A 19,240-nucleotide genomic window follows, 5' to 3' on the forward strand; every position below is an offset into this window, starting at 1 on the left:
CGTTCTCGATATATAGCATAATAAATTTTTTCTTTTTGTCAAGAGGCTAAACCTTTTTTCTCAAAAATCGGACAAAATAATGATATGTTTATGCCGCATCCTACGCATTTGCCTGATCTACAATCCTCGGTCATCACACCATTCATTGCATTTTTATATTCTCTTAATAAGAATTGTTTCGAGACTCCAGAGTCAATATGATCCCAAGGTAATTTTTCATCTGTTCCAATTTCTTTTAGATAAATACTCATATCAATACCTTCTTCTTCAAAAGCCTTTTTCCATATTTCAAAGTTGAAATATTCACTCCAAGCATCCATCTTTGCACCACTCTTAAATGCTCTCTCAATTACATTTGAAAGTTGTTTGTCACCTCTGTCGAGTACAACTTCAAGAGCACTCATCCTAAAGTCGGAAAAATCTGCCTTAACATTTCTTATTTTTAACTCTTTCAAAAGAATTTTCTTTTTTTTTCTCAAGTGTTTCTATGTCCTCAAATTTGGCCCATTGAAATGGAGTATTTGGTTGCGGCATAAATGGATTTATACTGAGGTGAATTTCAAAAGGCTTCTTGAAAGTCTTGTTTGCCTCACCAACTTTTAGCATCTCCTTTGTTAGTGTTACAATTTCAAAAACATCATCCATTGTCTCAGTTGGAAGACCTATAATATAGTAAAATTTAAGCGTATGGAATCCGAGTGAAACAGCAGTTTTAACGACATTAAAGATTTCTTCATTTGAAATCGTTTTATTGATAACTCTTCTAAGCCTTGGAGATGCAGCCTCAATTGCAAATGTTAGACTATGAACCTTCTGTTCAAGAATTGCTTCCCCAAGTTCCTTTGTAAATTTATCAATTCTAAGTGATGGTAACGATATAGAAACATTGAAATCCTTTGTAAGTTTCCTCATTAGGGAAATTAAACCATCCATATCTGAATAGTCATTTGTACTCAAAGATAGAAAAGTAATTTCTTCATACCCCGTATTTTTGAGAACTTCATAAGAATATTTTTCAATTGTTTCCATGCTTCGTTCTCTTACAGGTCTATAAACAATCCCAGCTTCGCAGAATCTACAACCACGAGTACAGCCCCTGAAAATTTCAACATAAGCCTTATCCATTATTATGCTTCCAAGTGGAACTATTGGTTTTGTTGGAAAATACGAATGCTCAAAATCTGATATTGCATCTTTTGTAACTTTTTTACCGTTTTTTTCAACGAAGAATTTTCCTCTCTTTTCAAATTCAAAAAATTTAGGAACATAAACACCTTTTATGTTAGAGACTTCTTTTAGAAAATTTTCCTTGTTCTTTACACTTTTTGCTATCTCAAGAATTTTTATAAAAGAGTCCTCTCCTTCTCCTAAGACAAAGAAATCCATAAATTTTGAGAGAGGCTCAGGATTATATGAAGATGTGCCACCCATAAAAATAATAGGACGGGTTCTTTCATCCGAGTGTAAGGGAATCATTGATAGATCAAGGATATTAAGAATATTGGTATAATCAAGTCCTGTTTGAACTGAAAACCCAATGAGATCAAACTCATTTAATGGCGTCCTTGATTCAAGAGAAAATAGCGGTATTGATTTTTTTCGCAAATAATCTTCAAGATCAGGCAAAGGAGCAAAAGCCCTTTCAACAGAAACGCCATCTAATTCATTTCCAAGATGATAAAGAATTTTAAAACCAAAAGAGGACATACCAACCTCATATGTATCGGGATATACAAGCGCAACTTTTAGCAACCCAATGCCTTCTTTGTGAATACTATTGAATTCGTTTCCAAAATAGTAGTAGGGTTTTTTAAATTTTATGAGTTCATAATCTTTAATCATAGATTTATCTCGTCCTTATAATTATACACGCTTACCACAAGCCCCAATGCGATAAAATTGACGAGTTCCGAACTTCCACCAAAACTCAAAAAAGGTAATGGCACGCCAGTAACAGGCATAATACCTATATTCATACCAGCATTAATAAGAATTTGGAAAAAAAACATTGCAAATACTCCAAATGCAATCGCTCTACCAAAAATATTTTTCGTGGAAAACGCTGCTTTTGCAATAAAGTATAAAATATAAGCGAAACTAAGGAGAACCACAACAATTCCAACAAACCCCCAAATTTCTCCAATTGCAGAAAAAATAAAATCAGCATACTGAACAGGGACAAAATTTAATTTAGTCATTGTGCTTCCTAAAATTCCTTTACCAATAAGTTTTCCAGAACCAAATGCTATTATTGATTGAAGAACATTATATCCACTTCCCAATGGGTCCCGATAAGGATTAAAGAATACTAAAATCCTTTCAATTTGATATGGTTTAAGAATCTTAGGAAGAAGCGGAATCAAAGATAGAGCAATTATAACTAAGGTTAAAGCATACTTATAGTGAAGAAATACCGCAATTAAGAAAAAATATATAAAGACAAATACAAGAGAGGTTCCCATATCAGGCTGTAGAAAAACAATAATTGCATAAGGAAGAAAAAGCAAAGTTGAATAAAGAAACTTCTCAAAATTATTCCAAGTTTTATGCTCATAAATCCAGGCAAAAATTATTATAAGAGAAATTTTAGCAAATTCTGAAGGCTGAACCGTAAAAAGCCCACCTATACTTATCCATCTTCTCGAACTATTAATTGCAACACCGATAATAAGGGCACCAATAAGAGAAAATAGCACTAACACATACAACAAAATTGAATAAAATTTGAATATTCTAAAATTAATCGACGAAACAATTATGAAAAGAAAAAAGGCTACAAGAAAATATGCTACTTCTTTTGGCACAAATTTTATAAAATTAATCACATAGAGAGCAGACACTGAAAAGAATTTTAAAATTATTACAGACAAAACTAAGGAATATGGAACCCTTTTCACTTTTCTTTCTTTACTTTGATTAGTGGAACTATTGCTTCAAATATGTTCTTTTCTCTTGTTCGTTCCAAATTTATTTTGATTTCATTTTCCTCAATATCAAAATATTTTGAAAGTACTTTTATTATATCTTCTTTTAACATTTCGAATTCCTTTGAAGAAAGCAATAAGCGGTCTTGAATAAGAATAAATTTTAATCTATCTTGTGCAATCTCACTTGCGCTTTTTTCACCTTTAAATAAGCTCATGAGCCTCTCCTAAATATATTACCAAAAAATCCTTTCTGCTCCTCAATTTTTATTGGAATTGATTCACCTTCAATTCTCCGCGCAATAAACCCAAATTCTTTTGCTGCAGGAGAACCTGGCAAGTAATTCACAAGTATTTCTCCTCTGTTTGTCGTTTCAATAATATTTTTATCTTCAGGAACAACACCAATTGCATCAATGCCTAAAAAATCAATAATGCTATCAAAATCAAGCATTTTTTTCTTGGAGACAAGAACAGGATCGTATCTATTTACTATAAGACTTATTGAAAATATCCCCTTACTTTCAATAATTCCAACAACTCTATCTGCATCTCTCACAGAAGAGACATCAGGAGTTGCAACTATTAAAGCTTCCTTTGCGGGAGCAAGTGAAGATTCAAAACCCTTTTCAATACCAGCAGGAGAATCTAACAGAATGTAATCAAAACTACCTTCAAGAGTTAAAACAATGTCAACTATTTTATCAACATTAATATCTTCTTTACTATGAATTTGAGAAGCAGGAAGCAAAAAAAGATTCTCAAGATGTTTATCTCGAACAAGCGCTTGGTTAATTTTACAACGTTCTTCAATTATATCCATAATATTGTAAACAACACGATTTTCGAGCCCCATTACTACATCAAGGTTTCTAAGCCCTATATCCATATCAATAACAACTACACTTTTCCCAAGTTTAGCTAGAGATGCTCCTAAATTTGCAGTTACTGTTGTCTTCCCAACACCACCTTTCCCTGCAGTAACAACTATAGATCTACCCATCTTTCCTTCTCCTTACTGGTTTTGCTTCTCTTGCATCAAGTTGAGAAAAATTAATTTTGTTATCTTCTCCAATCTCAAAAACCCAGGGTTTTCTACTTTTTTCTGGAGTTTTAAAATCAATTTCAAGACCGTTTATATTTAAATATTGTTGTTGAAAGCCAAGAGCAACGACTCGTCTCCGAGCAGTAACCTTACCTTTAATAACACCAAAAACATAAACATCAGATTCAGATTCAACAACTCCATCTGGATTTACGTTTCCTAAAATTACTATACTACCATTATATCGAAATACTTGACCAGATCGTACTGTATGATTTATAACAAAAACTGACTGTTTTGGAGTTTCTTTATTTTCTACAAATAGCTTTTTTTCTTCATTTATTCTGAAAGAGACATTTATTCCATTTAAAAGATCCTGTAATTTGCTTATCTCATCTTCACTTAACTCTTTTCCTTGAGTATCTATGGTTAGAAAACCTTTACTAAAAAAATTCCTTTCACTTTCTATGAGACTTCTAATACTATTAAGCACTTCTTCAAATGGTGCAGTGGGATCAATTTTTAATACTACATCTCCGTTTATTCCCTTAAGACTCACAAAATCTTTCATGGTTTCCTCCTTACATATTTTTACTCAAAAAAAATTTTTAAGCAAGTCTCTCATAAGAGGTGCAAGTGCATGTGATGAGGGGAATTTAGAATACTCAAAAAATAAAAGACCTAAAACCGAACTATTATCTTTTGGCGCAAATGAAACAAGCCAGTGATGTACGCTTCCTTCTTTATCACCAACCTCTGCAGTCCCTGTTTTAGAACAAACTGTTACACCATTTACCCTCATTATTCTCATATCAGGTTTATTTGAAAGTCCTTCAAGTCCATCCTTTACAACGGTTAGAGTGTCATCTTTGAACTTATAGTTAACTCTAACTTGTGGTTTATATTCAAGAATAACCTCTCCTTTTGATGAGACAATTTTATTCAAAAAATGTGGAGTTAATCCTATGCCATTATTAGCAATGATTTGATATAAAGATGCAACTTCAATAGGAGTAAGTGAAACAAATCCCTGACCTATTGACATATTTGCTGTATCACCTAAATACCACTGTTCTCCTACAGTTTCTTTCTTCCACTGGGGTGAAGGAATAATTCCGCTTATTTCAAAAGGAACATCAATTCCAGTTAAATCACCAACCTTTAAAAGATCGCTATAATATTTTATAGTATCTACTCCAGTCATAAGACCCAACTTATAAAAGAATACATCGCTTGAATTAGCAAGTGCAACTGAAGGCGTTTGTCTTCCAAATGCCGAGGGATAAATCCAATCCTTAAAATTCCTGCCGCCAATTGTTACATAAGGCCCACAATCAATAATAGTGCCCTTCGTAATAACTCCTTTTTCAAGTGCAGAAATAAGGGTTAAGCTTTTGAAAGTAGACCCCGGAGGAAATCTTGACTGAATTGCACGATTTATAAATGCATTCTTCTCTAAAAGCAAATTGTAATCTTTTTCGCCTATCCCGTTTACAAAAAGATTTGGATCAAAAGTAGGATGTGATACCATTGCAATGATACCACCGGTACGTGGATCCATAGCTATAGCAACACCATTTCTATCTCCCACAAGATTCTCAAGATCTTTCTGTACATTGATATCAATGTTTAGGTAGATATCATTACCGGGAACAGGCTTTTCCTCATATAAGATAGACTTTACACGCCCAAAAGCATCAACAAGAACCTCTTTTTTTCCTTTTATTCCTCTTAAATATTTCTCATATTGTAATTCAAGACCTTGTTTCCCTATCACATCGTTTATATCATAATAACTATCGGTCTTTATGTCATCAAGGGTAACAGGTCCTACATACCCAATGAAAGCAGCGCCTACTTCTTTAAAAGGATAGTATCGTTTGTAAGATGTGATAACATTAATTCCTGGTAATTTATCTTGTGATTCCTCAATTTGGATTCTTTCCTTTATCGAAATATCTTTCTTTAAAATTACATATTCATACGCCGGAAGATTTGCTTTCTTAATTTTGTCCTCTATGTCAGAAGTTCTCATACCAATTATAGATGAAAGAATGCTAAACTCATGTTTTGGATTTTTCACATCCTCCATAATTACCGCAACACTATAAGAAGGGATATCCTCTGCAAGAACAATACCATTCTTATCAAGAATACGCCCCCGCATAGGCTGAGTTTCAATAATTCTTACACTTCTGTACTGCGAAAGTTCGTTGTAGTAATCTCCTTTAACTACTTGAAGGTAATACGCACGCCCCATAAGAGTAAACACAAGAACAAAAATTAGTGCATAAATTATTTGACTAAACTCGGTTTCTTTCCTGTTCATAGGATACCTTAGAAGTTATAAAAACTAACACTACGGAAAGCAATAAACTTTCCGCAAAGAACTCTATTGAATAAAAAAGATTTTGCGTTAGTCCAAACAAAAAGGTGAATAAAAAAACATAAACTCCAAAAGCTTGAATAATTATTGGGACTTTAATTTTAGAGGAGATAAAATTAAAAAAGAGAACACCAACGAGAGTAGGAAACGTGAAAAATCCGATAAATTTCCCAAAAAAACAATCAATGACCAACAAATAAAAAATATTAAGAAGCGATCCATCTTTTAAAAAAATTAAGATTAAAAATGTAAGAGAGACTAAAAAATTTGTATCCTCATTTGTTGCAATATCAAACAATAAAAGTACAAGAAAAATGAGGAAATTTAAAAATTCATTCTTTTTCATACGATGTAATTACCAAAACATTTCTAATAGTATAAAAATCAACCAATGGCTTAAGCTCAATTTCGTTCTCAACTGTGCTTAACTTGTTTATTGAATAGACTTTTCCGACAACAATATCTTTAGGGAATAATCCACTCTCTTCAACTGTCACAAATATATCTGAGATCGAATCAGAAATGATTTGTGAAGGACGAACAACTGATAAGCCAATTCCGTTGCCAAAAGCAACATCAATTCCACCACGAGAAGCATTTTTAACTCCAACTCTAAAATCTGGACTTGTTTCAAGGGTTACCTTTGATACATTACTTGATACCTCTGTGATTTTACCTACAAGCAGGGCTGTAGTGCCATCAATAGAGTAAATAACCGGCATATCAACCATAAAATTAGCATCTTTTCCTCTATCAATTATTAAGAAATTCCCTGCTTTACTATAAAAGATAACATTACAACCAATTGAATTGTACTTAATCTTATATTTAATGCCAAGAAGATTCTTTAATTCAGCATTTTCGTAGTAATATCCTAAAAGAATCTTTAATCTACTCTCAAGTGTTGCAATATAGTAATTTAGTTTTTGATTCTCTTCAATTAAAGCCTTACCATCTCTGATCGAAATAAAATAATTTTTAAACGAAATATAGATTCTGTTAAGAAAACTTACTATTACATTAACAGGTCTTAATATCAATACTTCGTAAACACTTTTAAAGGTAATACCATAGCCAGCAAGACCTGCAACAAAAACTAAAAGTATAATTGCTAAAACTAAATACAATACAAGTCTTTCACGAGGAAACTGCATCTTTATAATAGTCGAAATTCTCTATCACTTTTCCTGCACCAAGCGCAACTGATGAAAGGGGATCTTCTGCAACTGTAAATAAGATACCAGTTCTATGAGTTAAAAACTTGTCGATATTTTTAAGTAATGCTCCTCCTCCAGAAAGCATTATTCCCCTGTCCATAATGTCTGCCGCAAGCTCTGGAGGTGTAATTTCAAGAGTGCTCCTTATCACATTAAGGATTTCTTCAAGAATTGGTTGAAGAGATTTTCTTATTTCTTCTGAAGTTATTGTAATCGATTTAGGAAGACCATCTATAAGATCTCTTCCACGTATCTCCATTTTCTCATCTCTATCGAGAGGAAATGCACTTCCAATTCGCATCTTTATTTGTTCAGCAGTTACATCTCCTATGAGGATGCTATACTGTCTCCTTACGTAATTTATTATCGCTTCATTCATCTCATCACCAGCAATTCTTGTGGATTTTCCAACAACAATTCCTTTCAATGAAATTACAGCAACTTCTGTTGTTCCACCACCGATATCAACAATCATTGATCCTCTTGCCTCCTCAATAGGAAGACCTGCTCCAATTGCTGCTGCAAGCGGCTCCGGAATAACATAAGCTTGTCTTGCTCCCACATGTACCGCAGCATCAATAACAGCCTTTTTCTCAACAGGAGTTACTCCACTTGGAACACCAATTAGAACTACGGGCCTAAAAATCCCTCTTTTGCCTCCTGCTCTCGAAATAAAATAGTCAAGTAAAGCTTCTGTTGTTTCAAAATCATTTATAACTCCATCCTTAATGGGCCTTATAACATCAATTTCAAATGGAGTTCTTCCCGCCATTGCTTTTGCTTCGTTGCCTACAGAAACAACTCTCTTATTATGATCGAGAGCAATAATTGTTGGCTCTCTTAAAACTACGCCTCTCCCTCTCACGTATACCACAGTATTTGCAGTCCCTAAATCGATAGCAAGTTCCTTAGAAAATAGTCCCATGTTACACCTCTTCCATCATATTTAAGATTTCATAAACCTTCAAAACTGGTATCCCTATTACATTGTCAACGGGTCCTAAGACCTCATCAATGAAAATTGAACCAAGTCCCTGTATTGCATATCCACCTGCCTTATCAAGGCCCTCAGAACTGTCAACGTATTTTTCTATAACTTCCATATCAACTTCTTTTCTAAAATGGACTACAGAAATTACGTAATCAATTATACTAAATTCCCCTTTTAAAGCAACAATTCCTGTAATTACGCGATGATTTTTCCCAAGAAGTTCCTTAATCATTTTAAAATTCTCCAGTTTGTCTTTTGGCTTTCCGAATATTTTTCCGTTTAACTCAACTATAGTATCCATGCCAATTACGATAAGATTATTGTTTTTACTTATTTCATATGCCTTCATGTATGCATTGTATATAACAGTTTTCACTGGATCTCCTTCAAAAACTTTTTCAGCAATTTCGACTGTTTTAATATCAAAATCAAAACCAAAGTTTTTTAGATATTCAATACGCCTTTTAGAAGTACTTGCAAGAATAAATTTCATGTTAAAGTGAAAAACAAAATAAAAATAATAACCCCAATAATCGATCCAACATTAAGTCGAACATTCACTCCAAAGGTTAATTTTATAAACAAAAGATCCAGATCCATTGCTTTAATTCCAAAATTCAATCCGTAGTCAAATACAGGAAATACTTTTCCAATAAATATACCAAGAGCCGTCCCAATAATAAGGCCCAAAATCAAAAAAATAAAGAACCTTCCATAAGAAAACTTCCTCATTGCAGTTTCAACCTATTATATACAGTATGAGATAAAATTCCAACAACAAAACCTACCACTCCACCAATAGGAATAAGGAAGAAAAGATAATAGATAAAAAAAGAATTTTTGGTAACAAGATAGACAAAAATTACCTGCGAAACATTATTTATAATTCCTCCAAGCGCAGAGATTCCTTCTATGCTCATTTTTTTCCTAAATAAATAATGGGCAACTGACATCACAATAGAAGCGCTTACCCCACCAAAAAAACTTGTTCCAAAAGATATCCAATTGAATGCTCCTCTAAACACTTGACTTACAATTGTTCTAATAATTGCAACAAGAATGCCGTATATACCATTAAAAAGTAATATTGCAAGAACTGTTGAAACATTTGCAAGTCCAAGTTTTGCACCTGGTAACAAAGGGAAAATCTGAACTGGTTCAATAAGATTGAGTACCACTCCTATTGAAATAAGAAGTGAAAGATATACAATTGTCCGAATTTTTGATTTAGTAGGAAACTGAATCAACACTAAAATTACCCCCTGTAATCGAAATACTTATTCTATTTGGAAGACAAACAATTGATTCACCAATATGACTAATCCATCCTTGTTTTATACATAATTTATCAGGACATGTTGAGTCGATTACTCTAACCTTATCTTGAACGATTTCTAAAAAAAGATACCCTTCATTACTTTTAATCATCATTGTGCTCTTTTTCAAGTCTTTAAAAAGAGGAATCTTTTGGTAAAGTTTGCCATCAACCATAATAACAACATACTTTGAAGAATTTCCATTATGAGTTAATCTTATGCCAATTCCTAAAACAATAGAAACAACTACTATTAATAAAATTATTTTGTCACCAATTTTCAAGAGTAATCAGCCCCTTCAAGTTATCCGTATAAAAGATATTCAAGTTTTTATCAATAACAACAGCTTCTGCATTAAATTCTTTTGCTAATTTAAAAGCACCATCCCTTCCTTCAACAAACATTGCGGTTGAAAGAATATCACCAATATATCCAACATCTGTAATAGAGGTTGTTGAAATAACTTTACTTGCAGGTCTGCCAATTTTGGGATCGAAAATATGGCAGTATCTTGCTCCATCGTATTCAAAGAAGCGCTCATAATCGCCTGAAGTTGCCACAAAAGAGCCACTTTTAACCTGAACTACCGCAATAACCCCATTACTTCTTGGATGCTTTATACCTATTTTAAAAATCTCATCTGGATTTTTACTATATACCAAAACATTTCCACCCATATTTATTATTGCTTTTTCTGCTCTATTTTTAGTTAAAATTCCCTTAATCTTATCAAGAGCGTAACCTTTTGCAATACCACCCAAATCGATTGCTTCGTCACTCCTTTTTAAAAAAATTTTACTATCAGAAATCTCAAGATCGTTTATATCAGTTAATTTAAGTGCAGATGATATTTCGTTATCACTGGGGATTCGGAAATCCCCTGACTTAAATCCCCATATTTTAATAACTGGTGCTATCATTATATTAAAACTCCCATCCGTCTTAAAGTACATTTCCTTTGCTTTTTTGATAACATCAAGTGTCTCTGGTGAGACATCAACAGGTTTAATACCTGCGTTATTATTTATTTTCGAAACTTCTGAGTTAGGGTTAAAATCATCAAACAAGAGATTGAGACGATTTATTTCATTTTCTATTTCGCTAACTACTTTGTATCTATTAATCCCCCAAACTTTTATATCAATAACAGTATTCATACTGTAAATTTCAACAGAATAAGAAAGCTTTGCAAAGTAAAAGACAAAAAATAACAATGCTAAAGCTAAAAAAATTATTGAAATTAATTTTCTATTCAATGATGCCTAAATCCTCCCCACAAAAATCACACTTTCCGCCATGAGTATGATTCTCAATAATTTCAAATCCAGACCTTCTTATGACTCTTCTCTTACATTTTGGACAATATGTATCCTCATATGGATGACCTGGAACATTACCAATATAAACAAAGTCTAATCCTTCACTTATACCCATCTCTCTAATTTTTTCAAGGGTTTCAATAGGTGTTGGGTAAAGATACGCAAGATCAAGGTAAGGAAAGAAACGTGTTATATGCAACGGAGTTTTCTTGCCAAGATTATCCCGAATAAACACCACAAGGTTTCTAAGTTCATCAATGTTATCATTGATTGTAGGAATTATGTTTGTAACAATTTCAATGTGCATATTCCAACGTTCTTTTGCATAGATTACGCTTTCAAGAATTTTATGGAAATCAAAGATTGGGGTAATTTTATTGTAAGTTTCTTGTGAAAATGCCTTTATATCAACTCTAAACACATCAAGATAAGGCCCAATCAGATCGAGTCCTTCTTTTGTAATTGAACCATTTGTAACATACACTGTATATAATCCGTTTTTCTTTGCAAGCTGGGCAGACTTATAAGTATACTCGAACCATATTGTGGGTTCATTATATGTCCATGCTATCCCTTTAGCATTATACCTAACTGCTAAGCGAACTGCCTCCTCTGGTGGAATTTCCTCCGAGATTAAAGAAAAATCAAAATTTGGGTCTTTTATACGAGAAATTTCATAATTTTGACAGCCACGGCAACGGAAATTACAACCCCATGTACCAAAAGAAAGCACAAGGCTTCCTGGATAATAATGAAAAACTGGTTTTTTCTCAATAGGATCAAGCGCCCAAGAAGACACATATGAATTGAGAAGTGTGTAGAGTTTTCCATTTTTATTTATTCTTACCTTGCAAATTCCCGATCTACCTTCAGGAATAACACATCTAAAATTACACAAATTACAACGTACTTTATTTCCCTCAAGAGGTTCCCAGAGGAGGGCCTCAAACATTTTAAATCTCTCCCTTTATGAATCTATCAATTGATTTTGCTGCAAGACGGCCTGCACCCATTGCAGTAATAACCGTTGCAGCACCTGTAACGATATCACCACCTGCAAAAACACCCCTAACAGATGTTTGTAAATTTTCATCAACAAGAATCTCACCATGTTTTCCAATTTTTAATCCTTCTGTTGTTTTTGCAATAATAGGATTAGGAGTTGTGCCAATTGCAACAATTGCTTCATCTATATCAATTGTAAATTCGGAACCTTCTATTGGAATTGGTCTTCGCCTCCCAGAGCTATCAGGGTCGCCAAGTTGCATCTTTATACATTCAACTTGCTTCACAAAACCCTTTTCATCACCAATATACCTAACTGGATTTGATAATAAAATGAATTCTATACCTTCTTCTTCAGCATGAACTATCTCTTCGGCTCTTGCAGGCATTTCTTCTCTTGATCTTCGGTATATTAAATATACATGTTCTGCACCAAGTCTTAGGGCCGTCCTTGCAGCATCCATTGCAACATTACCGCCGCCAATAACAGCAACCCTTCTTGCCTTCTTTATTGGAGTATCAAATTCTGGAAATTTATATGCCTTCATAAGATTAACCCTTGTAAGAAATTCATTTGCAGAATAAATCCCGCCTAAGTTTTCTCCTGGGATATGCATAAATTGTGGAAGTCCTGCACCTGTTCCCAGAAAAACCGCTTTGTATCCGTCATCAAAAAGACCTTGGATTGTCCTTGTACGTCCTACAAGAAAATCAAATACAAATTTTACTCCCATTTTTGATAACATTGATATCTCTTCTTCAACAATTGATTTTGGTAATCTGAATTCCGGAATGCCATAAACCAAAACTCCGCCTGCAACATGAAAGGCTTCAAAAATTGTTACATCGTAGCCCATTCTTGCAAGATCAGCCGCACAAGACAAACCTGCAGGACCAGAACCAACTATTGCAACTTTAATTCCTTTTTCCTTTTCTTTTTTGGGAATAGTAATTTCACCTTTTCTTCTTTTTTCCAAATCCCAATCAGCAACAAATCTCTCAAGACGCCCAATACCAACAGGATCGCCAACTTTCCCCATTACGCAAACAGCCTGACATTGTTCTTCTTGAGGACATACTCTCCCTGTTACTGCAGGCAAAAGATTTGAATCATGAATTATGTCAATTGCAAGATCAAATTTCCCCTCCTTAATTGCCTTTATAAAAGAAGGAATATTAATATGGACAGGGCATCCGTCTATACAGGGATGAGTAGGACACTGTAAACATCGCGAAGCTTCCAAAATAGCTTCTTCTTTGGTATATCCAAGAGGAACCTCAAGGAAATTATTCTTTCTCTCATGAGGTTCTTGTTCTTTCATTGGAGTAAGTTTTTTATTAAGATTCATTTTACTTCCTCCTTCCACTTTTCGAATGATAATTTTTCTTCTTCTTTGTAGATGTTAAGCCTTTTCATCAATTCATCAAAATCAACCGAATGTGCATCAAAATCTGGACCATCAGAGCATGTAAATTTTGTTTCTCCATCGACAGTTACCCTACATGCACCACACATACCCATTCCACAAACCATTAACGAGTTTAAACTTGCAATTGTTTTTATGTTATATGGTCGGGTCATGTCAGAAACTGCTTTCATCATTATCGCAGGACCGATAGTGAATACTCGCTTTATATCATTCTCCTCTTCAAGCACTCTCTTCAGAACATCTGTAACAAATCCCTTCTCACCATAACTTCCATCATTTGTAGAAATGAGAAGTTTATCAGATACAGAGCGCATTCTTTCTTCCCAAAATACATAATCTTTGGATCTGTATCCAATAATACTTATAACTTCATTTCCCCTGCTTTTGAGTTTTCTTGAAATTGGATAAATTGGAGCAATTCCAATTCCACCACCTACTACAACCACTTTTCCAAAACTTTCAATTTCTGTTGGATTGCCAAGCGGTCCAAAAACATCAGCAAGAGAATCTCCTTCTTTTTTTGTTCCTAAAAGATGGGTTGTTTTTCCAATTTTCTGAAAAACAATTGTAATAGTTCCTTTTACCCTATCAAAATCAGCAATTGTTAAAGGAATTCGCTCACCTTTTTCGTAAACTCTAACAACAACAAACTGCCCTGGTTCTGCAGTTTTTGAAACGTTCGGAGCATCAAGTTCCATAAGAACCATTTCAGGTCCTAAAATTTCTTTTCTTAAGATTTTAAACATGCTACCTCCTTCCCCATTGTTAAACTTGTCTTTTTAAATATTTCAAAGAAATTATTACAAACAATCTTATAGAGAGTATCCTTTCTGATACCTCTTAAATTTGCAAAATAGTCATAAATAATTTCAACATTATGAGGCATATTCTTTTTTCCTCTCAAAGGAACTGGAGTTAGATACGGAGAATCAGTTTCAAGAAGAAGCCTATCAAGAGGTACAATTTTTGCAGCTTCTCTTAATTCGTCTCTTTTGTTAAATGTAATCATACCAGAAAATGAGACATAAAACCCCATATCTAAAACCTTTTTTACCTCTAAAACACCATAATCAAAAGAATGAAAGACACCTTTAAAATACCCCTCGTCATATAAAATAGAGATTGTGTCGAAAAAAGCATCCCTCGAATGGATAACGATAGGTATATTCATCTCCTTTGCAAGCCTAATCTGTTTTCGAAAACCTTCAACCTGACTTTCTTTAGGGGTTAAATCTCTAAAATAATCAAGTCCAATTTCTCCAAGAGCAATGGTTTTAGGCTCTAAAAGTATTTTTTTTAAATTGTTAAGTGTATCTTTGTTTAATTTATCTATATCGTAAGGATGAAAACCACAAGTTGAAAAGGCATTATCGAAATTTTTTGCTAATTCAACACTTTCGATTGAACTGAGAAGATCGTATCCAACAATATTTACTATGATATCTTTTTTCTCAAAGATTTCTTTTATTTCGGCTTCATTATAATATTCCTTAAATACATGTGCATGTGAGTCAATTATCATCAACTTATTTTTGCTCCTTCTTCTATGTCCTTATCCACAGTGAGGAGTGAAAGGTTTTCTTTGTTAGAAGTAGAGGCCGCAAGAAGCATTCCTTGAGACGTAATTCCCATAAGTCTTCTCTCTTCAAGATTTGCAACAATTACGATTTTTTTCCCTATAAGTCCTTCTTCTGAATAAAACTTACCAATACCTGCAACAATTGTCCTTTCTTCCTTTCCTAAAGAAACCTTTAATTCAATCAATTTATCAGAATTTTTTACACGCTTTGCACTTAATATCTTTGCAACCCTAAGATCAAGTTTTGCGAAATCATCATATTTTACTTTAGAAATTTCAATTACATTGTCCTCATTTTCTTCGGTCTTTTTATCAAGGTCGATTTTTTCTTTTTCAAGCCGTGGAAAAATCGGTTCAAATAAATTCAAAACATTTTTCTTTAAAATTTGACCATCATATTCACTAATATTCCTATTTTCTACCCCAAACTCATCGAGAATAAAGGCAGTTATATTCGGCATAAATGGCTGCAAAAGCACAGATACATAAGCAATCCCCTCAAGGAGAGTATCTAAAACTACATTAAGCTTGCCAGTTTCTTTTGAAAGTTTCCACGGTTCCTTTACTTGGATATAGTTATTTAGATAAGAGATAATTTCAAAGACCCTATCCAAAGCAAATGACAAGGCATATTTTTCCATATATTCTTTGTATTGGTTAAATTTACTTTTAGCAAATGCTACAAATTCATCATCAACACTATATGGTGGCACTTCAAGATTTCTGTATTTTGAAAGCATATTCAAAGTTCTGTTAATTAGATTTCCGTAGTCGTTAGCAAGATCAGAATTGTATCTTCTGAAGAAAGATTCCATTCTAAAATCACCATCTAAACCAAAGATTGCTTCTCTTGAAAGATAGTATCTTAAAACATCGACGCTTTTTGCAAACGTAATATTTGAAAGTTTCGAAAAATTCTCCGCAAATTCAACAGGATCAACGACATTTCCGAGAGATTTTGACATTTTCATACCTTCAAGATTCCAAAAACCGTGTGCAAAAATCTTTTTGGGTAAAGGCAAACCCATACTCATTAACATCGCAGGCCACACAATACCATGGAATCGTGTAATATCTTTTCCTATTAGATGTAAATCTGCAGGCCAATACTTACTAAACATCTCTTTATTTGTTAGGTATCCTATAGCGGAAACATAATTAATAAGCGCATCATACCAAACATAAATAGTATGCTCTTCATCAAATGGTACATGTATACCAAACTTAAAAGATTTTCTTGTAACTGAAATATCTTGCAATCCACCTTTCAAAATATTCAAAAGTTCATTATACCTAGATTCAGGCTCTACAAATTGAGGATTCTCTAAATAAAATTTAAGCAAATCATCCCTATACTTACTTAACCTAAAGAAATAATTATCTTCGGACAATCTTTGTACTTCTCCTCCACAGTGAGGACATTTTCCTTCCACTAACTCCGAATCCTTCAAAAAAGTCTCATCTCTTACGCAATACCAACCTTCATAAGTACTTAGGTAGATGTCACCTTTCTCATACATCTTTACGAAGAAATCTTTTACAACTTCTGTATGATCAGGATCACTTGTGCGAATAAACCTTGAGTAGGATATGTTAAATCTATCAAATATAGTCTTCCAAAGACTTGCAGCTTCATCAACAAACTTTTGAGGATCAATCCCTAATTCTTTTGCCTTTGCCTCAATTTTTTGGGAGTGTTCATCAGTTCCAGTGGAAAAGAAAACATCAAAGTTAGACAACCTTTTATATCTTGCAATTACATCGGCAGCTATTGCCTCAGAAACGGATCCAATATGTGGCTTAGAATTAACATAATAGATTGCAGTAGTAATATAAAACTTTTCCATAAAATACTCCTTTATCTTATATTTTCAATTTGTTGAATAGCATTCGACATTTCAAACTTAATCATTCCCAAATTACTAACATTACTTGCAAATATAACTAATAAATCCCCATTTTTTAGACTGTTGAAAATTATTCTTCCAACACTTCCATTTATAAAACAATCAGCGAACTTGCCCATTTTTGTAGAATCAAGCAAATCATTGAGATATCCTTTTAAAGATGCAAGTGTATAAGATAGTTCAATCGGAGGATTGTCTAGACTCGAGTTAACATAGAGAAGATTTCCTTCACCATCGAGAAGATAAACGCCTAAAACTCCGGAAAGATTTTTTAACTTAGAGAGAATTTTTTCCATTATTTCATCATCTCCTCAATTTTTGGTAAATATTTTTTGAATTCGATTCTTATTTTCCCAAGATTTATTGGTTCTCTTGCAATAACAAATAAATAGCAATCGTAAATAAGAGGTGCCCCAAAAACACCATACCCTTCAGAAAGAACAAAAAATTCTTTTGCTTTTCCCAAAGATAGATTCTTTAACGATCTTTCAACAATACTGAATATTGATGAGATTTCTGCACTTGCAAGTGCTGACTCAACACTTTCCTTTGCATACATTGAAACAGGAAGTCCATCTTTACCTGTAATGCCAACGAAAATTGATTCGCTAATTTCTTCACCTAAAGATTTAATAATGTTTTCCAAATTGTCCATTTTTACCTCCGATACAATTAATTATACCAAAATTTCATTTAAATGTTATTATTCTGGTATAATATGAATATGAAAGGTAAAACTCTTGCAAATTTTATTGTAAAGGTAATTGAAGAAAAGAAAGGCGAAGATATCAAGGTCCTCGATGTCAAAAAACTCACTATTATTACTGATTATTTCGTAATTTGTACTGGGAATGTCTCAGAACATTGCGACGCAATTTCGTACGAATTGGAAGAAAAACTTAAAAAGAAAAAAATAATGCCCATCTCAGTAGATAAAGGCACTGACTCAAGTTGGATTGCAATGGATTACGGAAGCGTAATTGTGCACATTATGACTGAGGAAAAGAGAAGATTTTATGACCTTGAAAGAATTTGGGAAGAAGTAAGCCCAAAGATTACTTCTAGAAGAAAGTCAAAATCTTGACAAATTTATTTAAATTAATATAATACTTCGGAAGTAATATTTTTTAGGAGGCTTTATTTATGGATGAATTTTTCTCTATTCATGAGGTCAAAAAAGAAAAACTTGATATAGAGGAAATTTATGACCTTGCAATAGTAGGTGGTGGCCCTGCAGGTCTTACTGCTGCAATTTATGCTGCCCGTTTCAGATTAAAATTTGTTTTGTTTGAAAAAGTTGCAATAGGTGGACAAATTGCAGTAAGCGAATGGGTAGAAAATTATCCAGGTTTTCCGGAAGGTATATCGGGTGCTGACCTTGTAAATTTATTTAAGAAGCAAGCAGAAAGATTTGGCACAAATATTGTTCTTACTGACGTAAGAAAAATAGAAAAGGTAGATGACCTTTTTTACCTTGAAACTGAATACGGAAAAATCAGATCTTGGACAGTAATACTTGCAACAGGTGCAGAGCCTGTAAAACTTCCTGTTCCAGAAGAGGAAAAATTCAGAGGAAGAGGAATCTCTTACTGTGCAACATGTGATGCAGCATTTTTCAAAAATAAAACTGTTGCAGTTATCGGAGGCGGAGACACTGCAATACACGATGCACTAACTCTATCGAAATTTGCTGATAAAGTAATTGTAGTTCATAGAAGAAAGGAGCTTAGAGCAACCAAAATATTGCAGGAAGCAGCATTTTCAAATCCAAAGATATCTTTTGAACTAGAATACATTCCGGCTCATGTTCTTGGAGACAAAAAGGTAGAGGGTCTCGAGATTGAACATGTTATTACTAAAGAACATAAAACTCTTAAAGTTGATGGAGTGTTTGTAGCAATAGGTGAAAAACCAAATTCAGACTTAGTTAAAGGGCTTGTAAACCTTGACGATAGAGGATTCGTAATCACAAATATGAAAATGGAAACAAGTCTAACTGGTCTTTATGCTGTAGGAGATGTAAGAAATACACCACTGAGGCAAGTTATAACTGCTTGCGGTGATGCTGCAATAGCAGCAGCCGAAGTTGATAAATATATTAAAAATCTATAATCAAGAGGT

23 protein-coding genes are annotated in these 19,240 nt (G+C 33.5%); 2 read left to right on the top strand and 21 right to left on the bottom strand.

The window, feature by feature from the left end; translation table 11 throughout:
• Window positions 1–38 precede the first annotated feature (38 nt).
• The 21 genes from ACMV0E_RS02180 to ACMV0E_RS02280 all read right to left on the bottom strand — a co-directional run bounded on the left by ACMV0E_RS02180 (window position 39) and on the right by ACMV0E_RS02280 (window position 17,774).
• Entirely contained in the window at window positions 39–455 is a 417-nt protein-coding gene (locus tag ACMV0E_RS02180; protein ID WP_416084738.1) for a hypothetical protein, read from the bottom strand.
• On the bottom strand, window positions 427–1,842 hold the full coding sequence (locus tag ACMV0E_RS02185; RefSeq protein ID WP_416084739.1) for a TIGR03960 family B12-binding radical SAM protein: 1,416 nt from the start codon (window positions 1,840–1,842) through the stop codon (window positions 427–429). Before ACMV0E_RS02185 ends, ACMV0E_RS02180 begins: the two co-directional genes overlap by 29 nt.
• Window positions 1,839–2,840 (bottom strand): FtsW/RodA/SpoVE family cell cycle protein, encoded by a 1,002-nt coding sequence (locus ACMV0E_RS02190; protein WP_416084740.1) that lies wholly within the window; start codon window positions 2,838–2,840, stop codon window positions 1,839–1,841. The genes ACMV0E_RS02185 and ACMV0E_RS02190 overlap by 4 nt, the downstream gene beginning before the upstream one ends.
• A gap of 53 nt (window positions 2,841–2,893) precedes the next feature.
• Window positions 2,894–3,142, bottom strand: a complete 249-nt coding sequence (gene minE, locus ACMV0E_RS02195; protein WP_416084741.1) for a cell division topological specificity factor MinE — start codon at window positions 3,140–3,142, stop codon at window positions 2,894–2,896.
• Window positions 3,139–3,927 (bottom strand): septum site-determining protein MinD, encoded by a 789-nt coding sequence (minD, locus tag ACMV0E_RS02200; protein ID WP_416084742.1) that lies wholly within the window; start codon window positions 3,925–3,927, stop codon window positions 3,139–3,141. The genes minE and minD overlap by 4 nt, the downstream gene beginning before the upstream one ends.
• Complete coding sequence (locus tag ACMV0E_RS02205; protein ID WP_416084743.1) at window positions 3,920–4,540, bottom strand: septum site-determining protein MinC; 621 nt, start codon at window positions 4,538–4,540, stop codon at window positions 3,920–3,922. Before ACMV0E_RS02205 ends, minD begins: the two co-directional genes overlap by 8 nt.
• Before the next feature lie 24 nt (window positions 4,541–4,564).
• A complete protein-coding gene (gene mrdA, locus ACMV0E_RS02210; protein ID WP_416084744.1) occupies window positions 4,565–6,298 on the bottom strand; it encodes a penicillin-binding protein 2 in 1,734 nt (577 codons plus the stop codon).
• A gap of 389 nt (window positions 6,299–6,687) precedes the next feature.
• Window positions 6,688–7,482, bottom strand: a complete 795-nt coding sequence (gene mreC / locus ACMV0E_RS02215) for a rod shape-determining protein MreC (RefSeq protein WP_416084745.1) — start codon at window positions 7,480–7,482, stop codon at window positions 6,688–6,690.
• A gap of 10 nt (window positions 7,483–7,492) precedes the next feature.
• The gene (locus ACMV0E_RS02220) at window positions 7,493–8,497 is read right to left on the bottom strand and encodes a rod shape-determining protein (RefSeq protein WP_416084746.1); all 1,005 of its coding nucleotides are present in this window, start codon (window positions 8,495–8,497) and stop codon (window positions 7,493–7,495) included.
• Between the two features lies 1 nt (window position 8,498).
• Window positions 8,499–9,056 (bottom strand): Maf family protein, encoded by a 558-nt coding sequence (locus tag ACMV0E_RS02225; protein WP_416084747.1) that lies wholly within the window; start codon window positions 9,054–9,056, stop codon window positions 8,499–8,501.
• The gene (locus ACMV0E_RS02230; protein WP_416084748.1) at window positions 9,053–9,295 is read right to left on the bottom strand and encodes a DUF4321 domain-containing protein; all 243 of its coding nucleotides are present in this window, start codon (window positions 9,293–9,295) and stop codon (window positions 9,053–9,055) included. The genes ACMV0E_RS02225 and ACMV0E_RS02230 overlap by 4 nt, the downstream gene beginning before the upstream one ends.
• Window positions 9,292–9,813 carry a Gx transporter family protein gene (locus ACMV0E_RS02235; RefSeq protein ID WP_416084749.1) on the bottom strand — a complete coding sequence of 174 codons (522 nt, stop codon included), beginning with the start codon at window positions 9,811–9,813 and terminating at the stop codon, window positions 9,292–9,294. The genes ACMV0E_RS02230 and ACMV0E_RS02235 overlap by 4 nt, the downstream gene beginning before the upstream one ends.
• Window positions 9,791–10,162: a NusG domain II-containing protein gene (locus ACMV0E_RS02240; RefSeq protein WP_416084750.1), complete on the bottom strand. Its 372-nt coding sequence runs from the start codon at window positions 10,160–10,162 to the stop codon at window positions 9,791–9,793. The genes ACMV0E_RS02235 and ACMV0E_RS02240 overlap by 23 nt, the downstream gene beginning before the upstream one ends.
• Window positions 10,149–11,135: an FAD:protein FMN transferase gene (locus ACMV0E_RS02245; RefSeq protein WP_416084751.1), complete on the bottom strand. Its 987-nt coding sequence runs from the start codon at window positions 11,133–11,135 to the stop codon at window positions 10,149–10,151. Before ACMV0E_RS02245 ends, ACMV0E_RS02240 begins: the two co-directional genes overlap by 14 nt.
• Window positions 11,128–12,150 carry an AmmeMemoRadiSam system radical SAM enzyme gene (amrS, locus tag ACMV0E_RS02250; protein WP_416084752.1) on the bottom strand — a complete coding sequence of 341 codons (1,023 nt, stop codon included), beginning with the start codon at window positions 12,148–12,150 and terminating at the stop codon, window positions 11,128–11,130. The genes ACMV0E_RS02245 and amrS overlap by 8 nt, the downstream gene beginning before the upstream one ends.
• A 1-nt stretch (window position 12,151) precedes the next feature.
• Window positions 12,152–13,552, bottom strand: a complete 1,401-nt coding sequence (gene gltA, locus ACMV0E_RS02255) for an NADPH-dependent glutamate synthase (RefSeq protein ID WP_416084753.1) — start codon at window positions 13,550–13,552, stop codon at window positions 12,152–12,154.
• Window positions 13,549–14,379 carry a sulfide/dihydroorotate dehydrogenase-like FAD/NAD-binding protein gene (locus tag ACMV0E_RS02260; RefSeq protein ID WP_416084754.1) on the bottom strand — a complete coding sequence of 277 codons (831 nt, stop codon included), beginning with the start codon at window positions 14,377–14,379 and terminating at the stop codon, window positions 13,549–13,551. Before ACMV0E_RS02260 ends, gltA begins: the two co-directional genes overlap by 4 nt.
• Entirely contained in the window at window positions 14,364–15,155 is a 792-nt protein-coding gene (locus ACMV0E_RS02265) for a TatD family hydrolase (RefSeq protein WP_416084755.1), read from the bottom strand. The genes ACMV0E_RS02260 and ACMV0E_RS02265 overlap by 16 nt, the downstream gene beginning before the upstream one ends.
• Entirely contained in the window at window positions 15,155–17,059 is a 1,905-nt protein-coding gene (gene metG, locus ACMV0E_RS02270; protein WP_416084756.1) for a methionine--tRNA ligase, read from the bottom strand. The genes ACMV0E_RS02265 and metG overlap by 1 nt, the downstream gene beginning before the upstream one ends.
• Before the next feature lie 11 nt (window positions 17,060–17,070).
• Window positions 17,071–17,415 carry a roadblock/LC7 domain-containing protein gene (locus ACMV0E_RS02275; protein ID WP_416084757.1) on the bottom strand — a complete coding sequence of 115 codons (345 nt, stop codon included), beginning with the start codon at window positions 17,413–17,415 and terminating at the stop codon, window positions 17,071–17,073.
• Entirely contained in the window at window positions 17,415–17,774 is a 360-nt protein-coding gene (locus tag ACMV0E_RS02280) for a roadblock/LC7 domain-containing protein (protein ID WP_416084758.1), read from the bottom strand. Before ACMV0E_RS02280 ends, ACMV0E_RS02275 begins: the two co-directional genes overlap by 1 nt.
• A 69-nt stretch (window positions 17,775–17,843) precedes the next feature.
• Here ACMV0E_RS02280 and rsfS point away from each other — a divergent pair, with 69 nt between their 5' ends.
• Together rsfS and trxB are read left to right on the top strand one after the other, a co-directional pair.
• Window positions 17,844–18,203, top strand: coding sequence for a ribosome silencing factor (gene rsfS, locus ACMV0E_RS02285; protein WP_416084759.1), 360 nt, complete (start codon window positions 17,844–17,846; stop codon window positions 18,201–18,203).
• A 59-nt stretch (window positions 18,204–18,262) separates the two neighbouring features.
• Window positions 18,263–19,231 (top strand): thioredoxin-disulfide reductase, encoded by a 969-nt coding sequence (trxB, locus tag ACMV0E_RS02290; protein ID WP_416084760.1) that lies wholly within the window; start codon window positions 18,263–18,265, stop codon window positions 19,229–19,231.
• The last annotated feature ends 9 nt before the right edge of the window (window positions 19,232–19,240 follow it).

Origin of the sequence: Caldisericum insulae (genome assembly GCF_047785965.1) — a bacterium.
Lineage (GTDB): Bacteria > Caldisericota > Caldisericia > Caldisericales > Caldisericaceae > Caldisericum > Caldisericum exile_A.

Excerpts from the sequence above, each read along its gene's own strand:
- ACMV0E_RS02185 (WP_416084739.1), bottom strand. The coding sequence starts at position 1,842 with ATGATTAAAGATTATGAACTCATAAAATTTAAAAAACCCTACTACTAT.
- minE (WP_416084741.1), bottom strand. The coding sequence starts at position 3,142 with ATGAGCTTATTTAAAGGTGAAAAAAGCGCAAGTGAGATTGCACAAGAT.
- minD (WP_416084742.1), bottom strand. The coding sequence starts at position 3,927 with ATGGGTAGATCTATAGTTGTTACTGCAGGGAAAGGTGGTGTTGGGAAG.
- ACMV0E_RS02205 (WP_416084743.1), bottom strand. The coding sequence starts at position 4,540 with ATGAAAGATTTTGTGAGTCTTAAGGGAATAAACGGAGATGTAGTATTA.
- mrdA (WP_416084744.1), bottom strand. The coding sequence starts at position 6,298 with ATGAACAGGAAAGAAACCGAGTTTAGTCAAATAATTTATGCACTAATT.
- ACMV0E_RS02220 (WP_416084746.1), bottom strand. The coding sequence starts at position 8,497 with ATGGGACTATTTTCTAAGGAACTTGCTATCGATTTAGGGACTGCAAAT.
- ACMV0E_RS02225 (WP_416084747.1), bottom strand. The coding sequence starts at position 9,056 with ATGAAATTTATTCTTGCAAGTACTTCTAAAAGGCGTATTGAATATCTA.
- ACMV0E_RS02230 (WP_416084748.1), bottom strand. The coding sequence starts at position 9,295 with ATGAGGAAGTTTTCTTATGGAAGGTTCTTTATTTTTTTGATTTTGGGC.
- amrS (WP_416084752.1), bottom strand. The coding sequence starts at position 12,150 with ATGTTTGAGGCCCTCCTCTGGGAACCTCTTGAGGGAAATAAAGTACGT.
- gltA (WP_416084753.1), bottom strand. The coding sequence starts at position 13,552 with ATGAATCTTAATAAAAAACTTACTCCAATGAAAGAACAAGAACCTCAT.
- ACMV0E_RS02260 (WP_416084754.1), bottom strand. The coding sequence starts at position 14,379 with ATGTTTAAAATCTTAAGAAAAGAAATTTTAGGACCTGAAATGGTTCTT.
- ACMV0E_RS02265 (WP_416084755.1), bottom strand. The coding sequence starts at position 15,155 with ATGATAATTGACTCACATGCACATGTATTTAAGGAATATTATAATGAA.
- metG (WP_416084756.1), bottom strand. The coding sequence starts at position 17,059 with ATGGAAAAGTTTTATATTACTACTGCAATCTATTATGTTAATTCTAAG.
- ACMV0E_RS02275 (WP_416084757.1), bottom strand. The coding sequence starts at position 17,415 with ATGGAAAAAATTCTCTCTAAGTTAAAAAATCTTTCCGGAGTTTTAGGC.
- ACMV0E_RS02280 (WP_416084758.1), bottom strand. The coding sequence starts at position 17,774 with ATGGACAATTTGGAAAACATTATTAAATCTTTAGGTGAAGAAATTAGC.
- rsfS (WP_416084759.1), top strand. The coding sequence starts at position 17,844 with ATGAAAGGTAAAACTCTTGCAAATTTTATTGTAAAGGTAATTGAAGAA.
- trxB (WP_416084760.1), top strand. The coding sequence starts at position 18,263 with ATGGATGAATTTTTCTCTATTCATGAGGTCAAAAAAGAAAAACTTGAT.